The organism is Blastococcus sp. URHD0036 (genome assembly GCF_000701365.1).
Classification (GTDB): domain Bacteria; phylum Actinomycetota; class Actinomycetes; order Mycobacteriales; family Geodermatophilaceae; genus Trujillonella.
In genome coordinates this window covers 319,377-344,323 of the sequence record NZ_JNIK01000018.1, presented here as the reverse complement: position 1 = coordinate 344,323, position 24,947 = coordinate 319,377, and the positions used below count along the sequence as shown (strand labels likewise).

Annotated in this window: 25 protein-coding genes and 4 tRNA genes; 19 read left to right on the top strand and 10 right to left on the bottom strand. The window is 74.6% G+C overall.

Going from position 1 to position 24,947, the window contains the following annotated elements:
• Positions 1 to 29 precede the first annotated feature (29 nt).
• Genes N555_RS0122055 through mftG form a run of 3 tightly spaced genes read left to right on the top strand, consistent with a single transcriptional unit; the run spans position 30 to position 3,725 of the window.
• Positions 30 to 896 carry an MBL fold metallo-hydrolase gene (locus N555_RS0122055; RefSeq protein ID WP_029433656.1) on the top strand — a complete coding sequence of 289 codons (867 nt, stop codon included), beginning with the start codon at positions 30 to 32 and terminating at the stop codon, positions 894 to 896.
• On the top strand, positions 893 to 2,206 hold the full coding sequence (locus N555_RS0122050; RefSeq protein WP_029433655.1) for a class I adenylate-forming enzyme family protein: 1,314 nt from the start codon (positions 893 to 895) through the stop codon (positions 2,204 to 2,206). Before N555_RS0122055 ends, N555_RS0122050 begins: the two co-directional genes overlap by 4 nt.
• Positions 2,199 to 3,725 carry a mycofactocin dehydrogenase MftG gene (gene mftG / locus N555_RS0122045; protein WP_029433654.1) on the top strand — a complete coding sequence of 509 codons (1,527 nt, stop codon included), beginning with the start codon at positions 2,199 to 2,201 and terminating at the stop codon, positions 3,723 to 3,725. The genes N555_RS0122050 and mftG overlap by 8 nt, the downstream gene beginning before the upstream one ends.
• Before the next feature lie 60 nt (positions 3,726 to 3,785).
• Here mftG and N555_RS0122040 read toward each other — a convergent pair whose 3' ends face one another.
• Positions 3,786 to 3,992 (bottom strand): hypothetical protein, encoded by a 207-nt coding sequence (locus N555_RS0122040; protein WP_029433653.1) that lies wholly within the window; start codon positions 3,990 to 3,992, stop codon positions 3,786 to 3,788.
• 201 nt (positions 3,993 to 4,193) lie between these two features.
• Between N555_RS0122040 and N555_RS0122035 the strand changes: the two genes are divergently transcribed.
• The 4 genes from N555_RS0122035 to N555_RS0122020 all read left to right on the top strand — a co-directional run bounded on the left by N555_RS0122035 (position 4,194) and on the right by N555_RS0122020 (position 8,277).
• Positions 4,194 to 4,472 carry a hypothetical protein gene (locus N555_RS0122035; protein ID WP_029433652.1) on the top strand — a complete coding sequence of 93 codons (279 nt, stop codon included), beginning with the start codon at positions 4,194 to 4,196 and terminating at the stop codon, positions 4,470 to 4,472.
• Positions 4,473 to 4,587: 115 nt separating this feature from the next.
• Positions 4,588 to 5,454 carry a hypothetical protein gene (locus tag N555_RS0122030; protein ID WP_156036486.1) on the top strand — a complete coding sequence of 289 codons (867 nt, stop codon included), beginning with the start codon at positions 4,588 to 4,590 and terminating at the stop codon, positions 5,452 to 5,454.
• The gene (locus N555_RS0122025; protein WP_029433650.1) at positions 5,451 to 7,121 is read left to right on the top strand and encodes an NAD(P)/FAD-dependent oxidoreductase; all 1,671 of its coding nucleotides are present in this window, start codon (positions 5,451 to 5,453) and stop codon (positions 7,119 to 7,121) included. The genes N555_RS0122030 and N555_RS0122025 overlap by 4 nt, the downstream gene beginning before the upstream one ends.
• A gap of 145 nt (positions 7,122 to 7,266) precedes the next feature.
• On the top strand, positions 7,267 to 8,277 hold the full coding sequence (locus tag N555_RS0122020) for a glycosyltransferase (protein ID WP_029433649.1): 1,011 nt from the start codon (positions 7,267 to 7,269) through the stop codon (positions 8,275 to 8,277).
• A gap of 38 nt (positions 8,278 to 8,315) precedes the next feature.
• Here the strand turns inward: N555_RS0122020 and N555_RS0122015 are convergent.
• The 3 genes from N555_RS0122015 to N555_RS0122005 all read right to left on the bottom strand — a co-directional run bounded on the left by N555_RS0122015 (position 8,316) and on the right by N555_RS0122005 (position 8,575).
• A tRNA-Phe gene (locus N555_RS0122015) sits at positions 8,316 to 8,389 on the bottom strand.
• 24 nt (positions 8,390 to 8,413) lie between these two features.
• Positions 8,414 to 8,487: transfer RNA gene (locus tag N555_RS0122010), tRNA-Asp, on the bottom strand.
• 15 nt (positions 8,488 to 8,502) lie between these two features.
• A tRNA-Glu gene (locus N555_RS0122005) sits at positions 8,503 to 8,575 on the bottom strand.
• A 112-nt stretch (positions 8,576 to 8,687) separates the two neighbouring features.
• Here N555_RS0122005 and N555_RS0122000 point away from each other — a divergent pair.
• Positions 8,688 to 9,341, top strand: coding sequence for an AMIN-like domain-containing (lipo)protein (locus N555_RS0122000; RefSeq protein WP_029433648.1), 654 nt, complete (start codon positions 8,688 to 8,690; stop codon positions 9,339 to 9,341).
• Between the two features lie 9 nt (positions 9,342 to 9,350).
• Here N555_RS0122000 and N555_RS0121995 read toward each other — a convergent pair whose 3' ends face one another.
• The 3 genes from N555_RS0121995 to N555_RS0121985 are packed head-to-tail and all read right to left on the bottom strand — an operon-like array spanning position 9,351 to position 11,804.
• Positions 9,351 to 9,680 (bottom strand): hypothetical protein, encoded by a 330-nt coding sequence (locus N555_RS0121995; protein WP_029433647.1) that lies wholly within the window; start codon positions 9,678 to 9,680, stop codon positions 9,351 to 9,353.
• Positions 9,681 to 9,703: 23 nt separating this feature from the next.
• Positions 9,704 to 11,287, bottom strand: a complete 1,584-nt coding sequence (locus tag N555_RS0121990; RefSeq protein WP_051684341.1) for a metallophosphoesterase family protein — start codon at positions 11,285 to 11,287, stop codon at positions 9,704 to 9,706.
• Positions 11,288 to 11,330: 43 nt separating this feature from the next.
• The gene (locus tag N555_RS0121985) at positions 11,331 to 11,804 is read right to left on the bottom strand and encodes a GtrA family protein (RefSeq protein ID WP_156036484.1); all 474 of its coding nucleotides are present in this window, start codon (positions 11,802 to 11,804) and stop codon (positions 11,331 to 11,333) included.
• A gap of 228 nt (positions 11,805 to 12,032) precedes the next feature.
• On the opposite strand from N555_RS0121985, the gene N555_RS0121980 reads away from it, so the two are divergent.
• The 3 genes from N555_RS0121980 (at position 12,033) to N555_RS0121970 (ending at position 14,143) form a co-directional block, all read left to right on the top strand.
• A complete protein-coding gene (locus N555_RS0121980) occupies positions 12,033 to 12,908 on the top strand; it encodes a Rieske (2Fe-2S) protein (protein WP_029433644.1) in 876 nt (291 codons plus the stop codon).
• A gap of 28 nt (positions 12,909 to 12,936) precedes the next feature.
• Complete coding sequence (locus N555_RS0121975) at positions 12,937 to 13,818, top strand: hypothetical protein (RefSeq protein ID WP_051684340.1); 882 nt, start codon at positions 12,937 to 12,939, stop codon at positions 13,816 to 13,818.
• A gap of 252 nt (positions 13,819 to 14,070) precedes the next feature.
• A tRNA-Lys gene (locus tag N555_RS0121970) sits at positions 14,071 to 14,143 on the top strand.
• Between the two features lie 145 nt (positions 14,144 to 14,288).
• Here N555_RS0121970 and N555_RS0121965 read toward each other — a convergent pair.
• Positions 14,289 to 15,065, bottom strand: coding sequence for an LGFP repeat-containing protein (locus N555_RS0121965; protein WP_051684339.1), 777 nt, complete (start codon positions 15,063 to 15,065; stop codon positions 14,289 to 14,291).
• 136 nt (positions 15,066 to 15,201) lie between these two features.
• On the opposite strand from N555_RS0121965, the gene N555_RS0121960 reads away from it, so the two are divergent.
• Positions 15,202 to 15,561 carry an MmcQ/YjbR family DNA-binding protein gene (locus N555_RS0121960; protein WP_029433641.1) on the top strand — a complete coding sequence of 120 codons (360 nt, stop codon included), beginning with the start codon at positions 15,202 to 15,204 and terminating at the stop codon, positions 15,559 to 15,561.
• A gap of 7 nt (positions 15,562 to 15,568) precedes the next feature.
• Here N555_RS0121960 and N555_RS0121955 read toward each other — a convergent pair whose 3' ends face one another.
• Positions 15,569 to 15,850, bottom strand: coding sequence for a hypothetical protein (locus N555_RS0121955; protein WP_156036483.1), 282 nt, complete (start codon positions 15,848 to 15,850; stop codon positions 15,569 to 15,571).
• 217 nt (positions 15,851 to 16,067) lie between these two features.
• Positions 16,068 to 18,461 carry an ATP-binding cassette domain-containing protein gene (locus N555_RS0121950; RefSeq protein WP_029433639.1) on the bottom strand — a complete coding sequence of 798 codons (2,394 nt, stop codon included), beginning with the start codon at positions 18,459 to 18,461 and terminating at the stop codon, positions 16,068 to 16,070.
• Positions 18,462 to 18,715: 254 nt separating this feature from the next.
• Here N555_RS0121950 and N555_RS0121945 point away from each other — a divergent pair, with 254 nt between their 5' ends.
• From N555_RS0121945 to N555_RS0121915, 7 genes are all read left to right on the top strand, one after another.
• Complete coding sequence (locus N555_RS0121945) at positions 18,716 to 19,201, top strand: DUF2975 domain-containing protein (protein ID WP_231503085.1); 486 nt, start codon at positions 18,716 to 18,718, stop codon at positions 19,199 to 19,201.
• Positions 19,201 to 19,440 (top strand): helix-turn-helix domain-containing protein, encoded by a 240-nt coding sequence (locus N555_RS0121940; RefSeq protein WP_029433637.1) that lies wholly within the window; start codon positions 19,201 to 19,203, stop codon positions 19,438 to 19,440. Before N555_RS0121945 ends, N555_RS0121940 begins: the two co-directional genes overlap by 1 nt.
• On the top strand, positions 19,437 to 20,585 hold the full coding sequence (locus N555_RS0121935) for an FAD-dependent oxidoreductase (protein WP_029433636.1): 1,149 nt from the start codon (positions 19,437 to 19,439) through the stop codon (positions 20,583 to 20,585). The genes N555_RS0121940 and N555_RS0121935 overlap by 4 nt, the downstream gene beginning before the upstream one ends.
• Positions 20,586 to 20,993: 408 nt before the next feature.
• Positions 20,994 to 21,893 (top strand): hypothetical protein, encoded by a 900-nt coding sequence (locus N555_RS29180; RefSeq protein WP_029433635.1) that lies wholly within the window; start codon positions 20,994 to 20,996, stop codon positions 21,891 to 21,893.
• Positions 21,894 to 22,147: 254 nt separating this feature from the next.
• Complete coding sequence (locus tag N555_RS0121925; protein WP_051684338.1) at positions 22,148 to 22,747, top strand: hypothetical protein; 600 nt, start codon at positions 22,148 to 22,150, stop codon at positions 22,745 to 22,747.
• A 52-nt stretch (positions 22,748 to 22,799) separates the two neighbouring features.
• Positions 22,800 to 24,248: an argininosuccinate synthase gene (argG, locus tag N555_RS0121920; protein ID WP_029433633.1), complete on the top strand. Its 1,449-nt coding sequence runs from the start codon at positions 22,800 to 22,802 to the stop codon at positions 24,246 to 24,248.
• 20 nt (positions 24,249 to 24,268) lie between these two features.
• Positions 24,269 to 24,931 carry an enoyl-CoA hydratase/isomerase family protein gene (locus N555_RS0121915; RefSeq protein ID WP_029433632.1) on the top strand — a complete coding sequence of 221 codons (663 nt, stop codon included), beginning with the start codon at positions 24,269 to 24,271 and terminating at the stop codon, positions 24,929 to 24,931.
• Positions 24,932 to 24,947: the final 16 nt, after the last annotated feature.

The window sequence follows — 24,947 nt, the reverse complement described above, 5'->3', positions numbered from 1 at the left end:
GCTCCGGCACCCCCGCTAGCGTGCGGTCCGTGGACGCACCTCTCGACCCACGGCTCACCTGGGCCCTCCCTGCCCCGGGCGACATGGCGCGGACGGCGGAGCTGGAGCCGCTGGTCACCCGGGTGCTGGCGCCCAACCCCTCGGGGATGACGCTGGACGGCACCAACACCTACGTCGTCGGCGCGCCGGGCAGCGGGCAGGCGGTCCTGGTCGACCCGGGGCCGGACGACGCGGCGCACCTCGCCGCCGTCGAGGAGGCGCTCGCCGCCCGGGACGCCCGCTGCGTCGCCGTCCTGGTCACCCACCACCACGGCGACCACGCCGAGGCCGCCCTCCCGTGGGGCGAGCGCTTCGGAGCGCAGGTCGCCGCCGCCGACCCCGCCGTCGCCGGCGCCGGCGGGCGGGTGCTGGCGGCCGGTGAGCGGCTCCGCCTGGCCGGGACGGTGCTGGACGTCGTCGCCACCCCCGGCCACTGCGCCGACCACCTGGCCTTTCGGATCGACTCGGGCGCCGTCCTCGTCGGCGACCACGTGCTCGGCCGCGGCACCTCGGTGATCTCCCACCCCGAGGGCGACGTCATGGCCTACCTCGAGTCGCTGCGGCGGGTGCACGACCTCGGCCCCAGCGCCCTCTACTGCGGACACGGGCCCGAGCTCACCGAGGACCCGCTCGCCGTCCTCGACTACTACCTGGCGCACCGCGCCTTCCGCGAGCAGCAGGTCCTGGCCGCGGTGGCCGGCGGCGCGGGCAGCGTGGACGACCTCGTGGCGACGATCTACGCCGCCTACCCCCGGGAGGTGTGGCCGGCCGCCGCCGCGTCGACCCGCTCGATGCTCGACAAGCTCGCGCAGGAGGGCCGCCTGACCGTGGCCGGCGACGAGGTCCGCCCCGCATGACGGCGGTGCCGGTGGTGCGCGCGGCCGACAGCGAGCGCGACCAGCGGCGGGCCGCGGCCGCGCTGCAGGCGGCCGGCGTCCGCCGCGGCGACCGGCTCCTGGTCTCCGCCGGCGCCTCCCCGGCGCTGCTGGCCGTCGTCCTCGGGGCGCTGCGCACCGGCGTCGTCCCGGTCGTGCTGGACCCGGCGCTGCCCACCGCCGAGCGGGCCGCGCTCGCGGCCGACGCCGAGCCGGCCCTCGACGTCGGCGACGACCCGGCGCGGCTGCTCACCGGCACCGCGCAGGCCGACCTCGCCGACGTCCCCCTCGCCCGCCCGATGCACTACACGTCCGGCACGACCGGACGGCGCAAGGGCGTCTGGTCGGGCGTCCTCGACGAGGACGACGCCCGCGCGCTCGCCGCCGAGGAGATCGACCTGTGGGGGTTCGCCCCCGCGGACCGCCACCTGGTGCTCTCGCCGCTGCACCACTCCGCGCCGCTGCGCTTCTCGATCCACACGCTGCTGGCCGGCGGCGAGGTGCTGCTGCCCGGCCCGTTCGACGTCGCCCGGGCGGCGGAGGCCATCGCCGCGCTGCGGCCGACCACTGCGTTCTGCGTGCCCACCCACCTGCAGCGGCTGCTCGTCCACGGGGTGGACCTCTCCTCGTTCCGGCGGCTGGTGCACGCCGGGGCGCCGTGCCCCGAGCCGCTCAAGCGGGCGGTGCTCGACGCGGCGCCGGAGGGCAGCGTCTGGGAGTTCTACGGGTCGACCGAGGCGCAGTTCACCGTCTGCTCGCCGGCGGACTGGCTGGCCCGGCCCGGCAGCGTGGGCCGGGCCCGCCCGGGCCGGGCGCTGGAGACCGACGAGCGCGGCCAGCTGTGGTGCACCGTGCCGCCGTGGGCGCGCTTCGAGTACTGGCGGGCACCGGAGAAGACGGCCGCGGCGTGGCGCGGGGACCGGGTCACCGTGGGCGACCTGGGCCGGGTGGACGACGACGGCGTGGTGTGGCTCGACGGCCGCCGGGAGGACCTCGTCATCTCCGGCGGGGTCAACGTCTACCCCGCCGAGGTCGAGGCGGTGCTCGACACGCACCCCGGGGTGGTCGAGAGCGCCGTCGTCGGCGTCCCGGACGAGGACTGGGGGCAGCGGGTGGTGGCGGCCTACGTGGGCGAGGCCGACCCGGCCGAGCTCGCCGCCTGGGCGCGGGAGCGGCTGGCCCCGGCGAAGCGGCCGAAGAGCCTGCACCCGATCGGCGAGCTGCCACGCACCTCGACCGGCAAGGTCCGCCGGCTCGACCTGCCCGCCGTCCTCGGCCTCCCCGGTGCCTGACCCGCTGCCCGCCGAGACCGACGTCGTGGTGGTCGGTGCGGGCACCTCCGGGTGCGCCCTCGCGGCGCGCCTGGCCGAGGCCGGGCGGACGGTGCTGCTGCTCGAGGCCGGCCCGGCCGACCCCGTGCCGGAGTCGGCCGACGCGACGACGATGCGGGCCGCGGTGCCGGGCTCGCCGGCCGCGGTCGAGGTGCCGGCCGAGCTCACCGCCACGGTCTCCCGGTCGGTGGTGCGCGGCCGGGGCGTCGGCGGCTCCAGCGCCGTCAACGGCAGCTACTTCATCCGCGCCACCCCGGCCGACTGCGACGGCTGGGGGGTGCCCGAGTGGTCCTGGGACGCCGTCCTGCCGGCCTTCCGGCGGCTCGAGGCCGACCGGGAGTTCGGCGGCTCCCCGCTGCACGGCGACGAGGGGCCGGTGCCGGTGACCCGGCCCGCTCCCGGCTACGAGCCGGCCGCGGCGTTCGCCGCCGCGGCCGCGGCCCTGGGAGTGCCGGAGGAGCCGGACAAGAACGGCGGCGGCCCGCCCGGCTGCGGCCCGTTGCCCGCCAACGCGGTGGACGGCCGGCGGATCAGCGCCGCGGTGGCCTACCTGCGCGGGCAGCAGGGCCTGACCGTGCGCGGCGGGGTGCGGGTCTCCCGCGTGCTGGTCGAGGGCGGCCGGGCGATCGGCGTCGCGACCGACGCCGGCGACGTGCGCGCCGCCGAGGTGGTCCTCTCCGCCGGGGCGGTCGGCTCACCCGAGCTGCTGCTGCGCTCCGGCATCGGACCGGCGGACCCGCTCCGGCGTCTGGGCCTGCCCCTCGTCGCCGACGTCCCCGGCGTGGGGCAGGGGCTGAGCGACCACCCGATGGTGACCGTGCCGTGGCGGCCGGTCCGGCGCGTCCCGGCGCCACCCGGACTGGCCCTGGACCAGGTGCTGCACGCCAGCCCGGACGGCGCGCCCGGCGGCGTGGAGGTGCTGCCCTGGTTCCGCCCGTTCAGCGTCCTGATGCCGCCCTGGCGCACGGCCCCGGTCGACGACGGCGTGCTCGAGATCGGGATCTCGCTGCTCCAGCCGGACAGTCGGGGCCGGTTGACGCTCGAGTCGGCCGATCCGGCCGGCAGTCCGCGGGTGACCTACGGCTACCTCGCCTCGGCCGCCGACCGGGCCGGGATGCGGGCGGGCGTCCGCCTGGCCGCGGAGCTGCTGCGGACGGCGCCGCTGGCCGCGCTGGTCGCCGCGGACGACGGGCTCCCCGCCGGGGACGAGCTCTCGGTGGCGGTGCTGGCCAAGGATCCCGCGCTGGACGGCTGGATCGGCCGCCACCTGGGCACGGCGGTGCACCTGTCGGGCAGCGCGCGGATGGGGCCCGACGACGACCCCGGCGCGGTGGTCGACGGGTGCCTGCGCGTCCGCGGGGTCGCGGGGCTCCGGGTGGCCGACACCTCGGTGCTGCCGCGGGTGCCGTCCCGGGGCACGGCGGCGACCGCGGTCATGATCGGCGAGCGGGCTGCCGAGCTCATGGGCGGAGCCGTCTGACGCGTCCGGATCGTCCCGGCGGCGCGTCGTCGCAGCCGCCGGGACGCCGGGTCCGGGGGATCAGCGGATGGCGCTGATCTCGCTGGTGCTGGTCTCGGTCAGCGGCGACCAGGCGTCGGGGTGCCGGCGGCCGCTCTGCGCGACCCACTGGGGCGCCGGCGTCGTGCCGCTGCGGGTCGCGGGACGGGCGCTCAGGGCGACGATCAGCGCGAGGAGCACGAGCAGCCCCACCAGGACCCCGCCGATGACCAAGAGCGTCGTGAACATGTGGTGAAGGTATGCGGGGGACTGGGTCGTGTCACCGGATCGGCGGTGGCAGATCCGTACGTACCTCCGGGCTGGATTGCGCAGGTCCTGCCAGCGGGTGTCGATCCACGGACGGTCCGGCATGGCGAACCTGGTGGCAGGAGGCGAGGCGCGCCGGGTCGGGGTAGGAGCACGGTTCCCTGGTTCGACGAGCTCGGGCGGGTGCCGTCGGACCCGGCACCGCTCGTCGCCCACCTCCGCGAGCGGTCTCCGGTGTTCCCCCTCGCCGTCGCCGGGGGAACGGGCCCGTGGCGTCCGTTCGCCGTCCTCACGCTGGGCGAGGCGCTGGACGGTCCCGACCCGGACGTCCGCTTCGACGCCGTCCGCCACCCGCCGCCGCAGCTGGTCGCCGACGGGCCCATGGCCCTGTTCCGTGCCCCGGCCTACGCGGCGGCGCGCGAGGGCAGGGCGGCGGCGCGCGGGGAGCCCGCGGGTCGGTAGCGGCTCGGGCCGGGGGCCGAAAGGCGGTGACACGGGCCGGGGCCGGTGGTTCGATCGCCAGGTCCGACCGACCGCAGCACGGGGGCTCCACCTCTCCGAGAGGTCCCCCGTGCGCATGCTCTCCGCCCCTCCCACCGAGGCGCCGCCGGGCACCCGGCCGGTCCTGCCCGCGATGCGCCTGCTGCTCGGTGTGTTCACCGTGCTGACCGCGCTCGCGGTGGTCGCGCTCTTCGTCCTCGCGGAGCAGACCGACCGGACGTTCGCCTGGACCATCCAGCCACCGTTGACGGCGGCCTTCCTCGGGGCGGGGTACGCGGCCGGCTTCGTCCTGGTGGTGCTCTCCCTGCGCGAGCGGCACTGGGCGCACGTCCGCGTGCCGGTGCTGACGGTGTTCGTGTTCGTGCTGCTGACCCTCGCGGCCTCGCTGCTGCACCTGGAGAAGTTCCACCTGGACCCGGACGACGCCGGGACCGTCGCGGTGGCGGCCGGGTGGTTCTGGCTGACCGTCTACGTCGTCCTCCCGGTCGGCATGCTGGCCGCACTGTGGCAGCAGGAGCGTGCGCCGGGATCGGACCCGCCGCGTCGCGCGCCGATCCCGCGCCTCCTGAGCGGAGCGCTGGCGGTCGAGGCCGTGGTGCTCACCGCCGTCGGGACGGCGCTCTACGTCGCCCCGGCCTCGGCGACGGCGCTGTGGCCCTGGCCGCTCACCCCGCTCACCGCACGCGTGGTCGCGGCGTGGCTGATCGCCTTCGGTCTGGCGACGGCGCTTGCGGCGACCGCCGGTGACCTGCGCCGGCTGCGGACCGCGACCATCGCCTACACCGTGTTCGGCGTCGCCGTCGCCGCCGCGGTGGCACGGTTCGCCGGCACGGTCGCGTGGGGGGAGCCGTCGGCCTGGGGATTCGCGGCCATGACCGTCGCGGTCCTCCTCACCGGTGCGGCCGGCTGGTGGCTGGCGCCGCGGGACGAGGTCGGCCGGTGACCGCCGCCGCGGCGCTCGTGGTGGTCACCCGCGACGACGACGTCCGGGGGCGGATGTGCGCCGAGCTCGACCGCCGGTACGGGCGCGACTTCACGGTCGTCGCCTGCGTCGAGGCGGCCTCGGTCGCGCCGGAACTGGCCACCCGCGGCGACCCGCCCGTGGCGGTCGTCTTCGGCGGCCTGGGGGACGCCGATCCCGATGGCCTGGCCGACCTGCGCGACCTGCGCGCCGGGCGCCCGGCCACCGTCGCCGTCGCGCTGGTGCGCTGGGGTGCCTGGGACACCGCCCGGCCCATCTTCGAGGCGCTCACCCTCGGCCAGATCGACCGGTGGCTGACCGCCCCGGAGGAGAGCGGCGACGCGGAGTTCCACCGGTCGGTGACCGAGTTCCTGGAGGAGTGGTCCAGCCGGCGGGGCGGCGGCTTCGAGGCGGTGCGGGTGATCGGCGAGCACTGGTCCGAGCGCGCCCAGGGCTTGCGCGACACCTTCACGCGCAACCGCATCCCGCTCGGGTTCTACGACGCCGGGTCGGCCGAGGGGCAGGCGCTCCTCGAGGGGCTCGGACTGAGCGAGCCGAAGCTGCCCGTCGTCGTCCTGCGGTTCACGCCCGACCGCACGGTGCTGGAGGACCCCTCGGACCTCGAGATCGCCGACGCCTTCGGGCTGCTCACGCCGCTGGACCCGGCTGCGGTCTACGACGTGGTGGTCGTGGGCGCGGGGCCCGCCGGGCTGGGCGCGAGCGTCTACGCGGCGTCGGAGGGGCTGTCGACCCTGGTCGTGGAGCCACAGGCCATCGGCGGTCAGGCCGGCACCAGCTCCCTGATCCGGAACTACGCCGGGTTCCCGATGGGCGTCAGCGGCAGCCGGCTGGCCTTCAGCGCCTACCAGCAGGCCTGGTCGTTCGGCAGCACGTTCCACTTCATGCGGGGAGCCCAGGGGCTGCGGTCCGAGGACGGCCTGCACCGGGTGGAGCTCTCCGACGGCACCGCCGTGTCCGCCCGGACCGTCGTCCTGGCGACCGGAGCCACCTGGCGGCGGCTGGGCGTCCCGGAGCTGGAGGCGCTCGTCGGCCGCGGCGTGTTCTACGGCGCGGCGGTGAGCGAGGCGCCGGCGATGCGCGGTCGCTCGGTCTTCGTCGTGGGCGGCGGGAACTCGGCCGGTCAGGCCGCGGTGCACCTGTCGCGGTACGCCGAGCGGGTCACCGTGCTGGTCCGTCGCGAGAGCCTCGCCGAGACGATGTCGGACTACCTGGTCAAGGAGATCGAGGCGCTGCCCAACGTCGCCGTCCGCGGGCGGGCGCAGGTGGTGGGCGGGACCGGCTCCGGCTTCCTCGAGACCTTCGTGCTGCGCGACCTCGACACCGGCGAGGAGACGGAGGAGGCCGGGGTCCTGTTCCTGCTCATCGGCAGCGAGCCGCACACCGCCTGGCTGGAGGGCACCGTGGCCCGCGACCGCTGGGGGTTCGTGCTCACCGGCCCGGCCCTGGACGCCGGGGAGTGGCCCCTCGACCGCCCGCCGGCGTTGCTGGAGACGAGCGTGCCGGGGGTCTTCGCCGCGGGTGACGTCCGGGCCGGGTCGGTCAAGCGCTGCGCCTCCGCGGTCGGGGAGGGGGCGCTGGTGGTGACCCAGGTGCACGCCCACCTCGCGGGTCAGCGGGCCGCGCTCTGAGCCGCTCCTTCGGGTGATCCGGAACCACCCGGTTCGCCGGCGGCGGTTGCCGAGGGGGATGCTGGGTAGCCGGACAGGGACCTACGTCCCACCGAGAGCAGCGCCCTGTCGTCGCGTGCTCGACGCCAGGAGGAGTGCCGTCCGAGTGGACCCCGACGATCCCGCGCGGGCAGCGTCGCCCGCGATCCGGGTGGCCTCGGTCCCGCACCGTGACCCCTACGTCGATGCCGTGCTCCCCGCCGGCGTCGTCCGCGTGGGCCGCGAGCAGGGCCCCAGCCCCTGGCTGGACCCGGCCTACCTCACCGCCCACGCCGACGAGGTGGACGTCGTCCACGTGCACCGCGGCTACGGGCACCTGCCCGAGGACGAGATCGTCTGCTTCACCGAGGCGATCCGCCGCACCGGCGTGCCGCTGGTGACGACGGTGCACCAGCTGCGCGACCCCGCCCAGCTCGTGCAGAGCCGGCACGAGGCGCACCTGCGCGCGCTACTCGCCACCGCCGAGGTGGTGTTCACGCTGACCCCCGGTGCGGCCGACGAGATCGCCGACCGGTTCGGGCGGACGCCGATCGTCGTCGCGCACCCCTCGGTGGCGGCACCCGATCCGGAGATCGGAGGCGAGCGGGGACTGGTCGGTCTCGCCCTGCGCGAGTCGCCCTGCGTGCCCGATCCCGCCGTGGTCGTGCGCGCCGCGCTGCACGGGGCGCTGAACGGTGGCGGGCGGTTGCGGGTGTTCGTCGAGCCCGGCTACCGGCTGCCGCACCTGGGGGACCTCGCCGAGAGCGAGGCGCTGGAGCTCGACGTCCTCGACGAGGCGCGCTGGCCGGCCCAGCTGCAGGAGCTGCACGCGGCGGTGCTGCCCGAATCCTGCGGCACGCACTCCACCGAGCTGGAGATCTGCCGGGACGTCGGCACCCGCGTGATCGCGCCCAGCTGTGGCTGGTTCGCCGACCAGTGGTCCGACGTGGTGACCTACGGCAACGACGAGGTGCACGGGTTCGACCCGGTGTCGCTCAACGGAGCGGTGGCCGCGGCGCTGACACGTCCGGCGCCGCGTCCGGCCGACCGGGTGTGGCGGGAGCAGCAGCGGACGGCGGTGCAGGACGTCCACGCGCAGGTGTACGCCCAGCTGGCGGGCGACCGCGTCGCGCCGTGACGGCGCCGGGACCGACGGCCGGGACCGCGGGAAGAGTGTGGGCAGGGGCGGGGTCGAACCGCCGACCTCTCGCTTTTCAGGCGAGCGCTCGTACCGACTGAGCTACCTGCCCCGATCCGGTGTCTCCACCGGAAAGCGACCCTGACGGGACTCGAACCCGCGACCTCCGCCGTGACAGGGCGGCGCGCTAACCAACTGCGCTACAGGGCCTTGCTTGGTGCTGCGTGCCCCCAACGGGGTTCGAACCCGTGCTACCGCCTTGAAAGGGCGGCGTCCTGGACCACTAGACGATGAGGGCTCGGTGTTCGCCGGGGGCGCTGAGAACTGTACATGGCCCTCCCGGGGCTCCGGACGGGGGGCGTCGGCGGGTCGTCCGGTCGCGACACGGCGCCGGCTGCCAGGCTGGGCCGGTGACCAGCCGCCGTCGTGCCCGTTCCGTCCCGGTCCTCGTGGCCGCCACCCTGCTGCTGGCCGGGTGCGGGACCGACGACGACGGCGGGTCTGTGGCGGCCACCGGCTCTGCGGTGACCGGCTCTGCGTCCTCGCCGTCGTCGTCGGCGGCCGCGAGCAGCGGCGCGGACGAGACCGAGGCACCAGAGGAGGACGACGCGGACGCGCCGCCGTTCCCCTCCGACGTCCGGCCCGACGAGCAGGCGGCGTCCGCCGACTCCCTGGTCACGGTCACCGATGTCCGCACCGGTGAGCACGACGGCTACGACCGGGTGGTGTTCGAGGTCGACGGCGAGGGCACGCCGGGCTGGGACGTCCGCTACGTCGACGAGCCGACCCAGGAGGGCAGCGGGAACCCGGTGGAGGTGGCCGGTGCCGCCGTCCTGCAGGTGACGGTGAGCGGGGTTGGCTACCCCTTCGACACCGGCGTCGAGGAGTTCCGCCCCGCCGGGCCGGTCCCCGGCCCGGGCACGGGGGTCACGGAGGTCGTCCTCGGCCCGACGTTCGAGGGCACCACCCAGGCCTTCGTCGGGACGGCGGGCGAGTCGCCGTTCCGGGTGTACCTGCTCGAGGAGCCGACGCGGATCGTGGTCGAGGTCGCCCACCCGGGCTGACCGCCGGCGTCAGTTCAGGGTGGCGCTGAGCTCCACCTCGTCGTCGGACACCTTCGTGCACTCCAGTTCCAGCCCGCCGGCCGAGACGCTCTCGCCCTCGGCGCAGGAGACGCTGGCGCCGCCGACGCTGATCGAGGCACGGCCGTTCTCGACGCTGCCGAGGCTGATCGTCGGGCCGATCGGCAGGTCCACCTCGGCGCCGTCGCCGCTGAGGGTCACGGTGCAGGAGTTCGTGTCGCAGGAGAAGTTGTCGCTGCTGAACGAGCAGCCGGCCAGGGACAGCAGGCCCAGGCCGCCGGCGAGCACGGCGCCGGCGAGGGCGTTCCGGGACGTCGTCATCCCGCGAGCCTAGGGCGGCCGGGTCATCCGCCCGGGGACGTCGGCGCGGTGGACGTGCCCCCTCCGGTGCCCCCGCCGGTGCCCTCGTCCGTGCCGGAGTCGGTCTCGTCGGTGTCCTCCGGTCCGACCAGCGTGCGGACGATCGTCACCTCGGTCTCACCCAGGCCGCCGAGGGTGATGTCGTCGTACCCGGTGAGCCGGCCGGTCGAGCGGTCGAAGTAGAGGACCGTGCAGGTCAGCGGCTCGGGGTAGTCGCCCTGCAGGCCGCGCAGCCCGGCACCGCCGGTCGAGCCCTGCACCATCAGCCGGGTGCCCTCGTCGAGGGTGGAGACGTCGCGTTCGTGGGTGTGCCCGGCGAGCACCAGCGGGACGACGCCGTCGAGCGGCGGCGCCTGCTTCGGGTCGTGCACCATCGCGATGTCGGGGCGTTCCGGCTGCTGCTCGGCGACCTCGGCGAGCTCCTCCCCGGTCTGCTCCAGGGACTCGGTGTCGCCGGTCGCCTCCTGGTCCGGCGTGAACCGGGGGTCGGGGGCGCCGACCACGGTCAGACCGGCGACGGTGGTGGCGGTGTCGTCGAGCACGGTCGCGTTCGGCTGCGAGGCCACCAGCGCGGCTGTCGTCGCCGAGTCGTGGTTGCCGCGGATGTAGACGTAGGGGACGCCGAGCCCTCCGATCGAGGCGATCGCCCGGTTCTCCGGTTCGCTGCCCCAGTCGGTGATGTCGCCGGTGTCCAGCACCGCGTCGACGCCGAACTGGTCGACGACCTGGTCCACCAGGTCGAAGCCCGCCGGGTTGAGGTGCAGGTCGGACACGTGCAGGACGGCCACGGTCTCGCTGCTCCCGCCCGGCGCGGGCAGCGCGGAGAGGGTCGCGTACAGGGTGCTCACGTTGCCGACCAGGTCCTCGAGCGAGGCCCGGTAGGCGTCGAAGCGGGCGACGATGTCCTGCGCGTCGCCGATCAGGCTCGGGGCGTTCGCCAGCAAGCCCGTGTACGTCGGCTGGGCCAGCGCGTCGGGCCGCCAGGTGGCGGCGCCGAGCCCGGCGGTTCCGGCGAGGATGACGACGACCGTGCCCGCGGCGACGACGGGCTCCCGCCACCGCAGCCGGTAGACGGCGAACGTGAGCAGGACCGCACCCCCGACGGCACCCAGGGCGGCTCGCACGACCAGGTGGGTGACGGCGTCGCCGAGGTCGTCGGTGATCCGGTCGACCAGGCTGTCGAACCGGCGGGGGTCGTCGACGAGCGCCTGGATGCGCGCCTCGTCGGCCCGCTGCAACTGCACGTCGAGACCGAACGGCCCGTCGTAGGCGTCGACGTCGAGCGCGCCCAGCGGCGGGATGTCGAGCGCGACCCCACCGCCGGTCGGGCTGACGCTGAACCGAGCGTCGAACGGCCCCAGCGGGGCGCTCGTCCGGCCGAGGAGCAGCACGCCGATGACGGCACCGGTCAGCGCGACCAGCACGCACAGTCCCCACCGGCCGGTCCGGCGGACGACGCGGCCGAGCCGGGCCCGGCCGTCGTGGGCCGGGGACTCCGACTCCTCAGCGGCGTCGGCGGCCGCGCTGGTCGGATCTCCGGCGTCGGGGGCGTCGGCCGGGTCGCTCATCCCTCCAGGCTAAGGAGCGCTCCTGTGCGCGGGGCGATGCCGCTCAGGGGGTGTGGTCGGCGGGGCGCGAGCGGAACAGCCAGCGCAGGGCGACGAAGCGGAGGGTGCCGATGGTGGCCGTGACCAGGACGACGAGGCCGAACTGCACCGTGGGGTCGTCGGTGTCGCTGGCCGCGCTGAGCCAGGCCAGCGCCAGGCTGGTGGAGACGAGGCCCGCGATGGACAGCGAACCGCCCTCGACCTGGGCGGTCAGGAAGCCCACGCGCCCGTCGGCGCGGAAGGTCAGCCGCCGGTGCATCTCGTTGGCGAGGATCGACGTGAGGATCGAGCCGATCCAGTTGGCGGGCTGCTCGCCGATGTCGTGCAGCAGGACGAAGATGAGCGCGTAGAGAGCACTGGTCGAGCCGCCGACCAGCACGAAGCGGATGAACTGGCCGACGGCGTCGTCGCCCCGCACCCGGGCGAGGGCAGCCTCGACCCGCGCGCCCCGAGGGCGGCAGAGGGTCGGGTTGCTCATCGTCAGCTCCTGGGTGTGCACACGGACAGTTCTCCAGCCTCCTCCTGGGAGCTTCCTGGGCGCCAGCGGTATTCCGGCTGCGAGCAGCGCCTTCACCCGCACGAGGTGGGCTGGGGTGCTGATCCGTCTGCATGACACCACGGAGCACCGACGGAAAGCGGCTTCTCCGCCCCGGCGCCGGTCGGAGGTCGGCGGCTTGCCCCGGCGCAGGTGGGGTAGGGGGCGGGCATGGGTCTCATGGGTTTCCTCGATCGCTGGGCCGACGCCGACACCCTCGACGGCGCGATCGAGCCTGCGCGCAAGGCCGTGCAGTCGCTGCCCAGCGGGCTGAAGGACGTCCTCCACGGCACCTGGCTGGGGCACTCCCTCCACCCGGTGCTGGTGCAGGTGCCCGTGGGCAGCTGGGTGTCGGCCGGCATCCTCGACGCGATCCCGGCTCTGCGGCCGGCCGCGACGGTGCTCATCGGCACCGGCGTGGCGGCGGCGCTGCCCGCCGCGGCCACCGGGGCGGCCGACTGGTCGGAGCAGGCCACGGGTGTCCGCCGGCTGGGCGCGGTGCACGCGGTCCTGAACACGGCGGCGCTCGGGCTCTACGTCGGGTCGCTGGCCGCCCGCGCCAAGGGCCGCGGCACGCTGGGCCGGGTCCTGTCCTACGCGGGCCTCGGTGTGGCGGGCAGCTCGGCGGCCATCGGCGGGCACATGTCCTACGCCCAGTCCGCGGGGCCCTCGCACGCGGCGACGGCGGCCCGCGCGCTCACCTCGGACTGGATCGACCTCGGTCCGCTGGACGACTTCCCGGAGGGCCGGCCGACGCTGCGCACCGGCCCGGGCAACGGAGCCGACGTGCCGCTGGCCGCCGTCCGCCGGGGAGCCCGCGTCGACGTCTTCATCGGGGCCTGCTCGCACCTGTCCGGTCCGCTGCACGAGGGCACCGTCGAGGAGGTCCGCGGGCACGCCTGCCTCGTCTGCCCGTGGCACGACTCCGCGTTCGACCTGGACAACGGCCAGCCGCGGCGCGGACCGGCGGCGAACGCGCAGGAGAAGCTCGAGGTGCGGATGGAGGCTGGCCGGGTGATGGCCCGGTTGCCCAGCCACCAGCGGTGAGGGTCTCCGGCTCCTAGGCTCCGGCGGTGTGAGGCGGACCGCGGCGCTGGTGCTCCTGCTGGCGTGCGCCGCGTGCGGTGCCGATCCCGCGCCGTCGTCCTCCGATGGGGCGCCGGCCTCCAGCACGTCGTCGGCGTCGTCGTCCGCCGCGCTCCGGACCGGGCCGCCGGTGCCGCCGGTCGACGGGATCTCCGCGGAGGTCGTGGAGAACCGGACCGACCGGGCCGCCGGCCGGCAGGTGCAGGTCGAGGTGGGCGACACCGGCGAGGAGCCGTTCTCGGTGACCTCGGTGGCGATCGACTCGCCGGGCTTCGTGCCGCTGCCCGCCGTCCCGGTGACGGCGTCGTTCGTGCCCGGGCGGCTGATCGACCTGCCCACGCCGTACGGCGAGCCGGTCTGCGACACCGCGGCCGAGCCGGCGGCGGCGCGGCTGACCGTCGTCCGCCCGGACGGGTCGGTGCAGGAGCTCCGGGTGCCGATGGACGCCGCGGCGCTGGCTCTCGTGCACGGGCGGCTGTGCGCGGCGGTCGGGGTGGCGGAGGTGGTCACGGTGCAGGTGGTCGACCTGGTCGAAGAGCCGGACTCCGTGACCGGCCGGCTGCTGCTGACCCGCGCCGGGAGCGACGACCGTCCGGTGACGGTGACACGGGTGGAGGGCAACGTCCTGTACTTCGCCGACGCGCCGCTGCCGCTGGAGCTGGCGGCCGGTGCTGACGAGGCGTCGGTGGAGCTCACCTTCACGACGGCCCGGTGCGACCCGCACGCGCTGGCCGACGTCAAGCAGCCCTACCTGATGCCGCTGTCCGTCTCCGTGGACGGCGGCGCCGAGGTGCCCGTGGACCTGCCGCTGGACGACGCCCAGCGGGAACTGCTCCGCCTGCTCACCGTCCGCGTCTGCACGCCGTCGTGAGGCGCAGCGCCCGGAACGAGACCGGCCCGGCCGCCTCGGGGGGAACGAGGCGGCCGGGCCGGGGCTCGGCGCTCCACCGGCCGGCGCGTGCGCGGCTCATCGGCGGAACGGACATGACGCTAGGTAACCGGCGGGGGGCTGGCGATCCCCTGACCGGGTGACGGGCGCCGTCCGAGTGCGCTCTGCGTCACGTTCTGGCCCGCGCGGGCAGCGGCGGTAGCCTGTCGGCCGGGCCGCGTCACCGCACCCACCGGGCCTCTAGCTCAACTGGCAGAGCAGCGGACTTTTAATCCGCGGGTTGTGGGTTCGATCCCCACGGGGCCCACCGCGCTGACCTCGGCACACGCTGCCCCGGCGCTGACGCACCTCATCGGCCGGTGCCACCGTGGTTGCCAGCAGCGCCTCAGAGTCCCTCTCCCAGTGTCGGACCGCGTCTTCGGCCAACGGGACCAGGGCACGGGCGGAGCCGTTCAACGGCATGACGCGTAGAGCTCGCCGGAACCTTGGATGGCGATGGACCCACCCTGGAACGATTGAAATCCGCGATTCGCGTTGCTGATCGGGAAGCCGAGGCACGAGTTCTCCCAACCCATGCTTGCCCAGAGGGCACGGAAGTTGGAGTAGACGGTGTAGGCCCCCGTGGTCGGGGACCAGTAGATCGAGGCGTGCTCGAAGTGGTTGAAACGGCCCGGCTTCGTGGGGGTGCTCAGCTCGTCGGTGAGGGGGTAGCCGGCGCCGCGCTCCCAGCCCTGTGCAGCCCACTGCTCGAGGATGGCGCCATGGACTTCATGGGCACCCGTCGACGGGGTCCAGTAGATGCCGCCGCGCTCGAAGTAGTTGAAGCGTCCGCGCCCGTCGGGTGTGGAGAGCTCATCGGTCACCGGGAAGCCCAAGACGCCGTTCTCCCAGCCCAGGTGCCCCCATTCGGCCCCGATGGCCCCGTGCACCTCGTGCGCCCCGGTGGCCGGGGTCCAGTAGATCGAGCCGTGCTGGAAGACGCTGAAGCGGCCCTCGGTGCGGATCGGGGTCGTCAGTTCGTTGGTCAGCGGGAAGCCGAGGAACCCATCAGGTCCGCCGAGGGCCCGGTACTCGGCGAGGATGGCGCCTTTGACCTCGTAGGTCCCGGCGGGCGAGCGGTAGATGTCGGCGACCGCCTGTGGCGTGCCGAGCAGTAGCGCGACAGCGAAGGCGGCGGCGGACAGGACGGTGGCGAGGCTGCGCCTGCGTGCTGGTGCTGACGTCAACACGTGGATCTCCCCCTGCTGTTGACCAGGTCACGGAACGTAGGGGCGCAGGGACGGGAGAGACAGAGTCGCAGGGCTCCGTAGGTCCAGCGGACGTCGTCGCCTACATCTCGCCACTCGGTGCGGCAGGGTTCTGAGAATGGCGGTTGTCGACGACGTCCGGCCGCTGGGCAGCGAGTTGGAGCGCTCGTACCCGGTGTACGTGCGGGGCCGGCTGAAGTTCCGCGTCGGGCAGATCGTCTACGTGGCCTTCTCGCTGGACGAACGCGTCATGGGCTTCGCGTTCCCGAAGGAGGAGCGGACGGCGCTCGTGCAGGGCCAGCCGGAGAAGTTCCAGCTGCCCGGCGAGTCGGACCTGCGCTTCAACTGGGTGCACGCCGACCTCGCTGCCCTGGACCAGACCGAGGCCCGCGAGCTCGTCGTCGACGCCTGGCGGATGGTCGTCCCGAAGAAGCTCGTCCGCGCCTACGACGCCGCCCACCCCGGCGGACCCGGCTGACGGTGCCCTAGGGACGTCGCGCCGGCCGGCAGGGGAGCAGCCCCCGACGTGCGAGATCCGACCGCAGCCGCTCGGCGGAACAGCGGTGCTGCCGGGCGCGGTCGCGCAGGACACCGGCGAGCACGGGGTTGCCGCAGGCCTCCGCCCTGGTCTCCAGCATGGTCGCCGTCTGGAGGTGGATCTCGACGACCTGCAGCTGCTCCAGGAGCTCCCGGCGCTCGTCCACGGACATCTGCGCCGTCCCCCAGCCCGGCCCGGGGGACCCCTGGCGTCGTCCGTCGGTGGTCACTGTGGGCACTCCTCGATGTCGGGTACGACCGCTCATCGGAGAAGACGCCCCCCGCCCTCGGGGATGACGGGTCCCCGGTGTGCCGGAGCCCGGGCTCGCCGGCGCCACGCGCCGCGTGTGGCGGGACGGCCTGCCCGACCGGGACCGGCCGGGACGCCGCGGGGCCGCGTCATGCAGCGCGGTCCGCGGCGTCCCCGGCGGCGGACCGGGCTGACGGTCAGGCGCCGACGTACTCCGCGAGGTGCTGCCCGGTCAGCGTGGAGCGGTCGGCGACCAGGGCGGCCGGCGTCCCCTCGAACACGACCCGCCCGCCGTCGTGGCCGGCGCCGGGCCCGAGGTCGACGATCCAGTCGGCGTGGGCCATGACCGCCTGGTGGTGCTCGATGACGACGACCGTCTTGCCCGAGTCCACGAGCCGGTCGAGCAGCCCGAGCAGGTTCTCCACGTCGGCCAGGTGCAGGCCGGTGGTCGGCTCGTCCAGCACGTAGACGCCGCCCTTCTCCGCCATGCGCGTGGCCAGCTTCAACCGCTGCCGCTCGCCGCCGGAGAGGGTCGTCAGCGGCTGGCCGAGGGTGAGGTAGCCCAGCCCGACGTCGGCCAGCCGGTCGAGGATCGTGTGCGCCGCCGGCGTCTTGGCCTCGCCGGCGGCGAAGAACTCCTCGGCCTCGGTCACCGACATCGCGAGCACCTCGGCGATGTTGCGGCCGCCGAAGGTGTACTCCAGCACCGCGGCCTGGAAGCGCCGGCCCTCGCACTCCTCGCAGGGCGACTCGACCGTCGCCATGACCCCCAGCTCGGTGTAGATGACGCCGGCGCCGTTGCAGGTGGGGCAGGCCCCCTCGGAGTTGGCGCTGAAGAGGGCCGGCTTCACGCCGTTGGCCTTGGCGAACGCCTTGCGGATCGGGTCGAGCAGGCCGGTGTAGGTGGCCGGGTTGGAGCGTCGGGACCCCTTGATCGCGCCCTGGTCGACGACCACGACGCCGTCCCGCCCGGCGAGGTTGCCGTGGATCAGCGAGCTCTTGCCCGACCCCGCCACCCCGGTGACGACGGTCAGCACGCCGGTGGGGACGTCGACGTCGACGCCCTGCAGGTTGTTCTGCCGGGCGTCGCGGATCTCCAGTGCTCCGGTCGGCGTCCGCACGTCGGGCTTGAGCGACACCCGGTCGCCCAGGTGCCGGCCGGTGCGGGTGTCGCTGCGCCACAGCTCCTCGACGGTGCCCTCGAACACCACCTCGCCGCCGCCGCTGCCGGCGCCCGGACCGAGGTCGACGACGTGGTCGGCGATGACGATCGTCTCCGGCTTGTGCTCGACCACGAGCACCGTGTTGCCCTTGTCGCGCAGCCGCAGCAGCAGCTCGTTCATCCGCTGGATGTCGTGCGGGTGCAGCCCGATGGTCGGCTCGTCGAAGACGTAGGTGACGTCGGTGAGCGACGACCCGAGGTGGCGGATCATCTTCGTCCGCTGCGCCTCGCCGCCGGACAGCGTGCCCGCGGACCGGTCCAGGGAGAGGTAGCCCAGGCCGATCCCGCTGAAGGAGTCGAGCAGCTGCTGCAGCCCCGCGAGCAGCGGCCGCACCGACGGCTCGTCCAGGCCCCGGACCCACTCCGCGACGTCGCTGATCTGCATCGCGCAGACGTCGGCGATGTTCTTGCCGTCGATCCGCGAGGACCGGGCCTCCGGGGTCAGCCGGGTGCCCTCGCACTCGGGGCACCGCTGGAAGGTGATCACCCGCTCCACGAAGGCGCGGATGTGCGGCTGCATCGCCTCGACGTCCTTGGAGAGCATCGACTTCTGGATCTTCGGGATGACGCCCTCGTAGGTGAGATTGATGCCCTCGACCTTGATCTTCGTCGGCTCCTTGTAGAGCAGGTCGGCCAGTTCCTTCTTCGTGTACTTCGCGATGGGCTTGTCCATGTCGAAGCCGAAGCCGCTGAAGATCCGGCCGTACCAGCCCTCCATGCTGTAGCCGGGGACCATGAGCGCGCCTTCGGCCAGCGACTTCGACTCGTCGTAGAGCGCCGTGAGGTCGAAGTCGGAGACCGAGCCCATGCCCTCGCAGCGCGGGCACATGCCGCCCAGGTAGACGGCCTCGCGGACGACGTTCTTCTCCACCCGGCCGCCGGCCTTCTCGGTGCTCATCACCCCGCTGGCCTTCCGCGTCGGCACGTTGAACGAGAACGCCGTCGGCGGGCCGATGTGCGGGGTGCCGAGCCGGCTGAACAGGATCCGCAGCATCGCGTTGGCGTCGGTCGCGGTGCCGACGGTGGACCGCGGGTTGGCGCCCATCCGCTCCTGGTCGACGATGATCGCCGTCGTCAGGCCCTCGAGGACGTCGACGTCGGGGCGGCCCAGAGTCGGCATGAAGCCCTGCAGGAAGGCGCTGTAGGTCTCGTTGATCATCCGCTGGGACTCGGCGGCGATGGTGCCGAACACCAGCGAGCTCTTGCCCGACCCCGAGACGCCGGTGAACACCGTGAGCCGGCGCTTTGGGATGTCGACGCTGATGTCCTTGAGGTTGTTCTGCCGCGCGCCGAGCACGCGGATCAGGTCGTGGCTGTCGGCGGGGTGCTCGCCCGTCACCTCGGTGTCGCTGATCGCGGTCGTGCTCACGAGACCTCCTGGATGCAGACCGTGTCCCCGGCGGGATCGCGGGAAGGGCGCGATTCCGTACACCGTACGACTCGTCGGTGACGAGGCGGGCCGGTCACCGGGGGATCCTGCCGTCTCCGGCCGACGGAACACGACCCACTTCCGGGCGGCCGGCGGGCGGGACCGGTGGGACGGCGTCGCTCGATCTCCCGACATGCGGCGTGTATCGATTGACAATCGATAGCAAGCACACGAAGGTCGATGTCATGTCGCGGATGAATCGAGTGGTCCTGCCGCTCCGGATCCTGCTCGTCGTGGTGTTCGGAGCGCTGCTCGCCGCGCAGATCTGGGCGCTGCCGCAGATGGTGCCCGACCTGGCCGACCCGACCCTGGAGCGGAGGGTCATGCGGGCGGCGATGCTGACGATCGCGGTCCTCGGGCTCGTCTGCGTCCAGGTCGTCGTCGTCTGCACCTGGAAGCTGCTGACCCTGGTCACCGACGACCGGATCTTCAGCGCCGCCGCCCTGCCGTGGGTGAACGCGATCGTCGGCGCCGTCGCCACGGGCTGGCTGATGCTGGCCGGCACCTTCGTCTGCTCGTACTACTTCATCATCGACGAGGTCAGCGACGACCCCGCGCTGCCGGCGATGCTGCTCGTCCTGCTGCTCATCGGCGCCGTCGTCGGCCTGCTCCTGGTGGTCCTGCGGGCACTGCTGCGGCAGGCCATGGCACTGCGGACCGACATGGAAGCGGTCATCTGATGGCCATCGTCGTCCGCATCGACGTCGAGCTCGCCCGCCGCAAGATGAGCGTCGGGGAGTTCGCCGAGCGCGTCGGGCTCACCCCGGCGAACGTGGCGGTGCTGAAGAACGGCCGCGCGAAGGCCGTCCGCTTCAGCACGCTCGAGGCCATGTGCCGGGTGCTCGAGTGCCAGCCCGGCGATCTGCTCGAGTGGGTCCCCGATCTGGACGACGCCGCCGTCGCCGCGCCGCGGGGATGACCCGGCCGCGGGAGGTCGACGTCCTGGTCGTCGGCGCCGGCCTCGCCGGGCTGCACGCCGCCACGCTGCTCGCCCGCCGCGGGCACGACGTGCTCCTCGCCGAGCGGCGCCCGACCCTCACCGGCGCCGTCCGCACCACGGGGATCTTCGTCCGCAAGACCCTCGACGACTTCCCGCTCCCCGCCGACTGCCTGGGGCCGCCGATCCGGCGGGTGGTGCTGTACCCGCCGGACCGGCGGCGGCCGGTGACGCTGGACAGCGACCGCGACGAGTTCCGGGTCGGCGACATGGGCGGGCTCTACCTGGCCGCGGCGGGGGAGGCGACCGACGCGGGGGTCCGGATCGCGCTGGCCACCCGCTACACGGGGCGGCGGGACGGACTCTGCCTGCTCACGGGTCCGGGCGGGCCGACGGAGGTCCGTGCCCGCTTCGTCGTCGGCGCCGACGGCGCGCGCTCCGCGGTGGCCCGCGACCTCGGCCTGGACCGCAACCGGCATCTGCTCGTCGGCGCCGAGGAGGTGTTCCCGGTGCCCGCCGGCGACCGCCCTCCGACGTTCTCCTGCGTGATCGACCCCTCGCTGGCCCCCGGCTACCTGGCCTGGGTGGTCGACGACGGCCGGCACGCCCACGTCGGCGTCGCCGGCTACCCCGACCGGTTCCCGGCGGGTCTGCGTGCCGCGCTGGACCGCTTCGCCGCGACGGCCCCCGGACTCGCCGGCGTGAAGCGGCCGGCGGACGTCGAGCGGCGCGGAGGCCCGATCCCCGTCGGCGGGCTGCTCCGGCGGATCGGCGGCGCCGACGGCCTGCTCGTGGGCGATGCGGCCGGCGCGGTCTCCCCGCTGACGGCCGGGGGGCTCGACCCGTGCCTGCGGCTCTCCGAGCACGCCGCCGACGTCCTCGACCGGGCGCTCCGGACCGGACCGGCCGCCCTCACCGCCTACGACGGCGCGGCTCTGCGGGCCCGGTTCCGGGGGCGGCTGCTGCTGCGGCACGGTCTCGCCCAGGTCCGGACGCCGGCGGCGGCCGCGGCGGGGTTCGCGCTGCTGCGTACGCCGCCCGGCCGGGCCGTCGCCCGCCGGGTGCTGTTCGGTGACCGCTCCTTCCCCGAGCCGGCTCCGGGAGCGGTGGGCGCGCGCATCGGCTGAGCCGCGACATGCCGCGGTCCCGGGCTCCGCCGGCGTGATCGAGGCCACGATGACCGCTCCACACGCTCGGGACCACGCGGTTTGTCGACAAGAGGCCGCCCGGTGGGGCAGGTCACCGGCCTCGGCGGGAGGCTCCACAACGGTTGGGTGACGGCGCCGCCGGCGGCGCGTCCCGCGGGCCTCGCGACGGGGGCGCGGACCCTACTTTTCTTCCTGTCAGCGGCACTTCCCCGGCCGCGACGGACAGTTCGAGGAGCACCTGCGTGAACGCGCCCCATGCACCGGCCTGCCGACCACCGTCCCTCGTCGCGCGCGGCGAGAGGACGGGGCTGCTGGATCTCTTCTCGGCAGCACGACCGCTTCCCGGTACCGGTTCCGCCGTCCGGATCGACCCGCAGGGAGCCTCGCGTGCCCACTGAGGACGTCGTTCTGCTCTGGCCCACGGTGACGCTCCTGGGCTTCTTCGTCCTGGCGGCGGTCGTCGTCGCGCTGGGCACCAGCTCCACCAACCGGTACGAGTTCGAGCGCAACGCCGTCCAGGCCGCCCGCCAGCCCGCTGCCGTGGCCGCCGCGCCGGCCGACCTCCTCGCCGAGTCCGTGACCGACGTGGTCGCGCTGGGGGGCTCCTCCCCGACCGACCTCGGGGCGGGGCAGGAGTTCTCCGCCGAGCTGGCCACGGCCGTCAGCATCGCCACCCACCCGGCCGGCAAGCGGATCGGCGAGCCCGGCAGTGCCCCGGCCTGGTGGCTGGTGGACGAGGAGTCCGAGCAGTCGGGCAGCGCCGCCGTCGCCGGCCCCTTCGACGACCGGTTCGAGGCCGACTGGGCTCTCATGGCCCACGGCCTGGCCGACTCCACCCGGGTCGTCTACGGCTCGCAGCGCACCGACGGCACCGTGGTGCGCCGCCAGCTCCCGGCCGAGCGTGCCTGGCTGGCGGACCTGGGCGACCAGCTGGACCGGCTGTCCGAGGAGTGGGACGAGCTGGTGAGCGACGACGACGAGCTCACCACGCTCGTGGTCGAGGTCGCCGCCGCGCTCGTCGAGGCCGGCCTGCCGCTGCACGACTGCAACGGGGGAGGGGCGGCAGGCGGCGTGTGCCTGAGCCCCGGCCCGGCGCTCGCCGGCGTCCTCGTCACCTGGCACCAGCACGACCGGATGAGCGTGCAGCAGGTGCGCGGCGAGGCCGTCGAGGCGGTCGTGCAGCGGACGATGAACGCCGCCGTCGCCGACCTGCTGCGCACCCTGGGCTTCGAGGTCGAGCCGTTCGGGACCAGCGACTGCTGGATGGTCACGCCCGGTCCCCGGTGAGGGACGGCGGCCGAGGTCCCCACCCGGGGCCGCAGCGCTCCGGGACGGGGTGGCGACTCCCCGTGGCCGCCGCGCACCGCGGTCGCGACGCGCCGGGGAGGTCCCCGGTCAGACGGGCGGTCGGCACCGGGCCGGCCCCTACTTTTCGCACACCGGGCCAGTTCTCCGCGAGGGGAGCGGCCCGGGAACCGGCGCACTTCCCCGGCGCCGGTCGGAGTCAAGAAGTGGTGGTGCACAGCGTGAGTCGTCTTCCCGTGAGTGGGATCGCAGTCGGTGGCGCTACGGCCGTCGGGTGGTGGCTGACCGAGGTCGAGGACGACGGCCGCGGGCCGGTCGTCGCCGGTCCCTTCCCGACCCGCGCGGAGGCGGGCTGGGCCACCGCGGACCACGCCGCCGGCACGGTCGAGACCGTCTACGGGGTGCGCCGCCCCGACGGCCGGGTCAAGCGCCGCCCGTCGCCGCAGGAGTGGGCGTGGCTCGCCCATCTCGGCGAGCAGCTGGGCCGCCTGCCGGCCGAGTGGGAGGACACCATCGAGGACGAGGACCCGCTGACCACCCTGGTCGTGGAGGTCACCGCCGCGCTGGCCGAGGCCGGGCTGCCGCTGCACGACGCGACCGGGGACGACGGCGCCCTCGGCGGGGCGGTCCTGCGCTGCGAGCCCGACCTCGACGGCATCGTCGTCACCTGGCGGCAGCACGAGCGGATGAGCGTGGACCAGGTGCACGGCGCGGCGGCCGACGACGCCGTCCAGCAGGTGATGAGCCGCGCGGTCGCCGACGTGCTCGCCGTCCGCGGCTTCGCCGTCGAGGCGTTCGGGGGTGGCTGCGGGCACGTCGTCCGCCGCGCCGCCTGAGTTCTCGGGGCCGCCTGTGCATGGTCATGCATGAGCGTGCATAATCTGCCCCATGTCCAAGGTGCTGAGTTCCCTGCCGGTCGGCGAGCGTGTGGGCATCGCCTTCTCCGGAGGGCTCGACACGTCCGTGGCGGTCGCGTGGATGCGCGACAAGGGCGCGGTGCCCTGCACCTACACGGCCGACATCGGCCAGTACGACGAGCCCGACATCGCCTCCGTGCCCGGGCGGGCCACCGCCTACGGCGCGGAGATCGCCCGGCTGGTCGACGCGAAGGCGGCGCTGGTCGAGGAGGGCCTGGCGGCGCTGACCTGCGGGGCCTTCCACATCCGGTCCGGGGGCCGGGCCTACTTCAACACCACGCCGCTGGGGCGGGCGGTCACCGGCACCCTGCTGGTCCGCGCGATGCTCGAGGACGACGTCCAGATCTGGGGCGACGGCTCGACCTTCAAGGGCAACGACATCGAGCGCTTCTACCGGTACGGGCTGCTCGCCAACCCGTCGCTGCGCGTCTACAAGCCGTGGCTGGACGCCGCGTTCGTCACCGAGCTCGGCGGCCGCACCGAGATGTCCGAGTGGCTGGTCGCCCACGGCCTGCCGTACCGCGACAGCACCGAGAAGGCGTACTCCACCGACGCGAACATCTGGGGCGCCACCCACGAGGCCAAGCGGCTGGAGCACCTCGACACCGGCCTGGAGATCGTCGAGCCGATCATGGGCGTCCGGCACTGGGACCCCGCGGTGGAGATCGCCCCCGAGGACGTCACCATCGGCTTCGCCCAGGGGCGGCCGGTGACGATCAACGGCACGGAGTTCGACTCGCCCGTCGACCTGGTGCTCGAGGCCAACGCCGTCGGCGGCCGGCACGGCCTCGGCATGTCCGACCAGATCGAGAACCGCATCATCGAGGCCAAGAGCCGCGGCATCTACGAGGCGCCGGGGATGGCGCTGCTGCACATCGCCTACGAGCGGCTGGTCAACGCGATCCACAACGAGGACACCCTCGCCACCTACCAGTCGGAGGGCCGCCGGCTGGGCCGGCTGCTGTACGAGGGCCGGTGGCTGGACCCGCAGGCGCTGATGCTCAGGGAGTCGCTGCAGCGGTGGGTCGGCATGGCCGTCACCGGCGAGGTGACGCTGCGGCTGCGGCGGGGTGAGGACTACTCGATCCTCGACACCTCGGGCCCGGCCTTCAGCTACCACCCCGACAAGCTCTCCATGGAGCGCACGGTGGACTCCGCCTTCGGGCCCACCGACCGGATCGGCCAGCTGACGATGCGCAACCTCGACATCGCCGACTCCCGCGCCAAGCTCGAGCAGTACGCCGGACTCGGCATGGTGGGGTCCGCGCAGCCGGCGCTGGTCGGCGCGGCGCAGGCGGCCTCCACCGGGCTGATCGGTGCGCTGACCGCCGGCGGCGCGGAGGCGATCGCCTCCCGTGGCCAGGTGCCGGCGGACGAGGAGCTGCTCGACCGTGCGGCCATGGAGGCCGGCACCGACTGAGGCGGCGCTAGCGTCGCGGGATGCCCGTCCTCACCCGCGACGCCGCCGTGTTCGTCCTCGACCTCGGGGACGGCGAGAACCGCTTCACGCTCGACTGGCTGTCCGAGGTCGAGGCCGCCCTCGACGAGGTCACCGCGGCCGAGGGCCCCCGGGCGCTGGTCACCACCGCCGGCGGCCGGTTCTTCTCCAACGGGCTGGACCTGGACTGGCTGCTCGCCACGCCCGCGGAGGGGCCGGGGTACACGGCGCGCATCGAGGAGGTCTTCGCCCGGCTCCTCGCCGCGCCGCTGTTCACCGTGGCCGCACTCCCCGGGCACGCGTTCGGCGGCGGCGCCATGCTCGCCCTGGCGCACGACAGCCGGGTCATGCGGGCCGACCGCGGCTACTGGTCCCTGCCCGAGGCGGCCCTCGGACTGCCGTTCATGCCGGGGATGGCGGCGCTGATCCAGGCCCGGCTGCCGCAGCAGGTCGCGCACGAGGCGATGGTCACCTCGCGCCGCTACGGCGGCACCGAGGCGCTGGCCGCGGGGATCGTCGACTCCGCGGTGGAGGCCGACGCCGTCCGCGCGACCGCGATCGGCCTCGCGGCGGAGCACGCCGAGCTCGCCGGTCCGAACCTCGCCACGGTCAAGACGACGATGTACGCGCCGGTCCTGGCCGCGCTCCGGGCCCCGAACCCGTAGGGGCCGGACGGGCGCT

Excerpts from the sequence above, each read along its gene's own strand:
- N555_RS0122050 (WP_029433655.1), top strand. The coding sequence starts at position 893 with ATGACGGCGGTGCCGGTGGTGCGCGCGGCCGACAGCGAGCGCGACCAG.
- N555_RS0122040 (WP_029433653.1), bottom strand. The coding sequence starts at position 3,992 with ATGTTCACGACGCTCTTGGTCATCGGCGGGGTCCTGGTGGGGCTGCTC.
- N555_RS0122030 (WP_156036486.1), top strand. The coding sequence starts at position 4,588 with ATGCTCTCCGCCCCTCCCACCGAGGCGCCGCCGGGCACCCGGCCGGTC.
- N555_RS0121995 (WP_029433647.1), bottom strand. The coding sequence starts at position 9,680 with ATGACGACGTCCCGGAACGCCCTCGCCGGCGCCGTGCTCGCCGGCGGC.
- N555_RS0121990 (WP_051684341.1), bottom strand. The coding sequence starts at position 11,287 with ATGAGCGACCCGGCCGACGCCCCCGACGCCGGAGATCCGACCAGCGCG.
- N555_RS0121985 (WP_156036484.1), bottom strand. The coding sequence starts at position 11,804 with ATGAGCAACCCGACCCTCTGCCGCCCTCGGGGCGCGCGGGTCGAGGCT.
- N555_RS0121980 (WP_029433644.1), top strand. The coding sequence starts at position 12,033 with ATGGGTCTCATGGGTTTCCTCGATCGCTGGGCCGACGCCGACACCCTC.
- N555_RS0121960 (WP_029433641.1), top strand. The coding sequence starts at position 15,202 with ATGGCGGTTGTCGACGACGTCCGGCCGCTGGGCAGCGAGTTGGAGCGC.
- N555_RS0121945 (WP_231503085.1), top strand. The coding sequence starts at position 18,716 with ATGAATCGAGTGGTCCTGCCGCTCCGGATCCTGCTCGTCGTGGTGTTC.
- N555_RS0121940 (WP_029433637.1), top strand. The coding sequence starts at position 19,201 with ATGGCCATCGTCGTCCGCATCGACGTCGAGCTCGCCCGCCGCAAGATG.
- N555_RS0121935 (WP_029433636.1), top strand. The coding sequence starts at position 19,437 with ATGACCCGGCCGCGGGAGGTCGACGTCCTGGTCGTCGGCGCCGGCCTC.
- argG (WP_029433633.1), top strand. The coding sequence starts at position 22,800 with ATGTCCAAGGTGCTGAGTTCCCTGCCGGTCGGCGAGCGTGTGGGCATC.
- N555_RS0121915 (WP_029433632.1), top strand. The coding sequence starts at position 24,269 with ATGCCCGTCCTCACCCGCGACGCCGCCGTGTTCGTCCTCGACCTCGGG.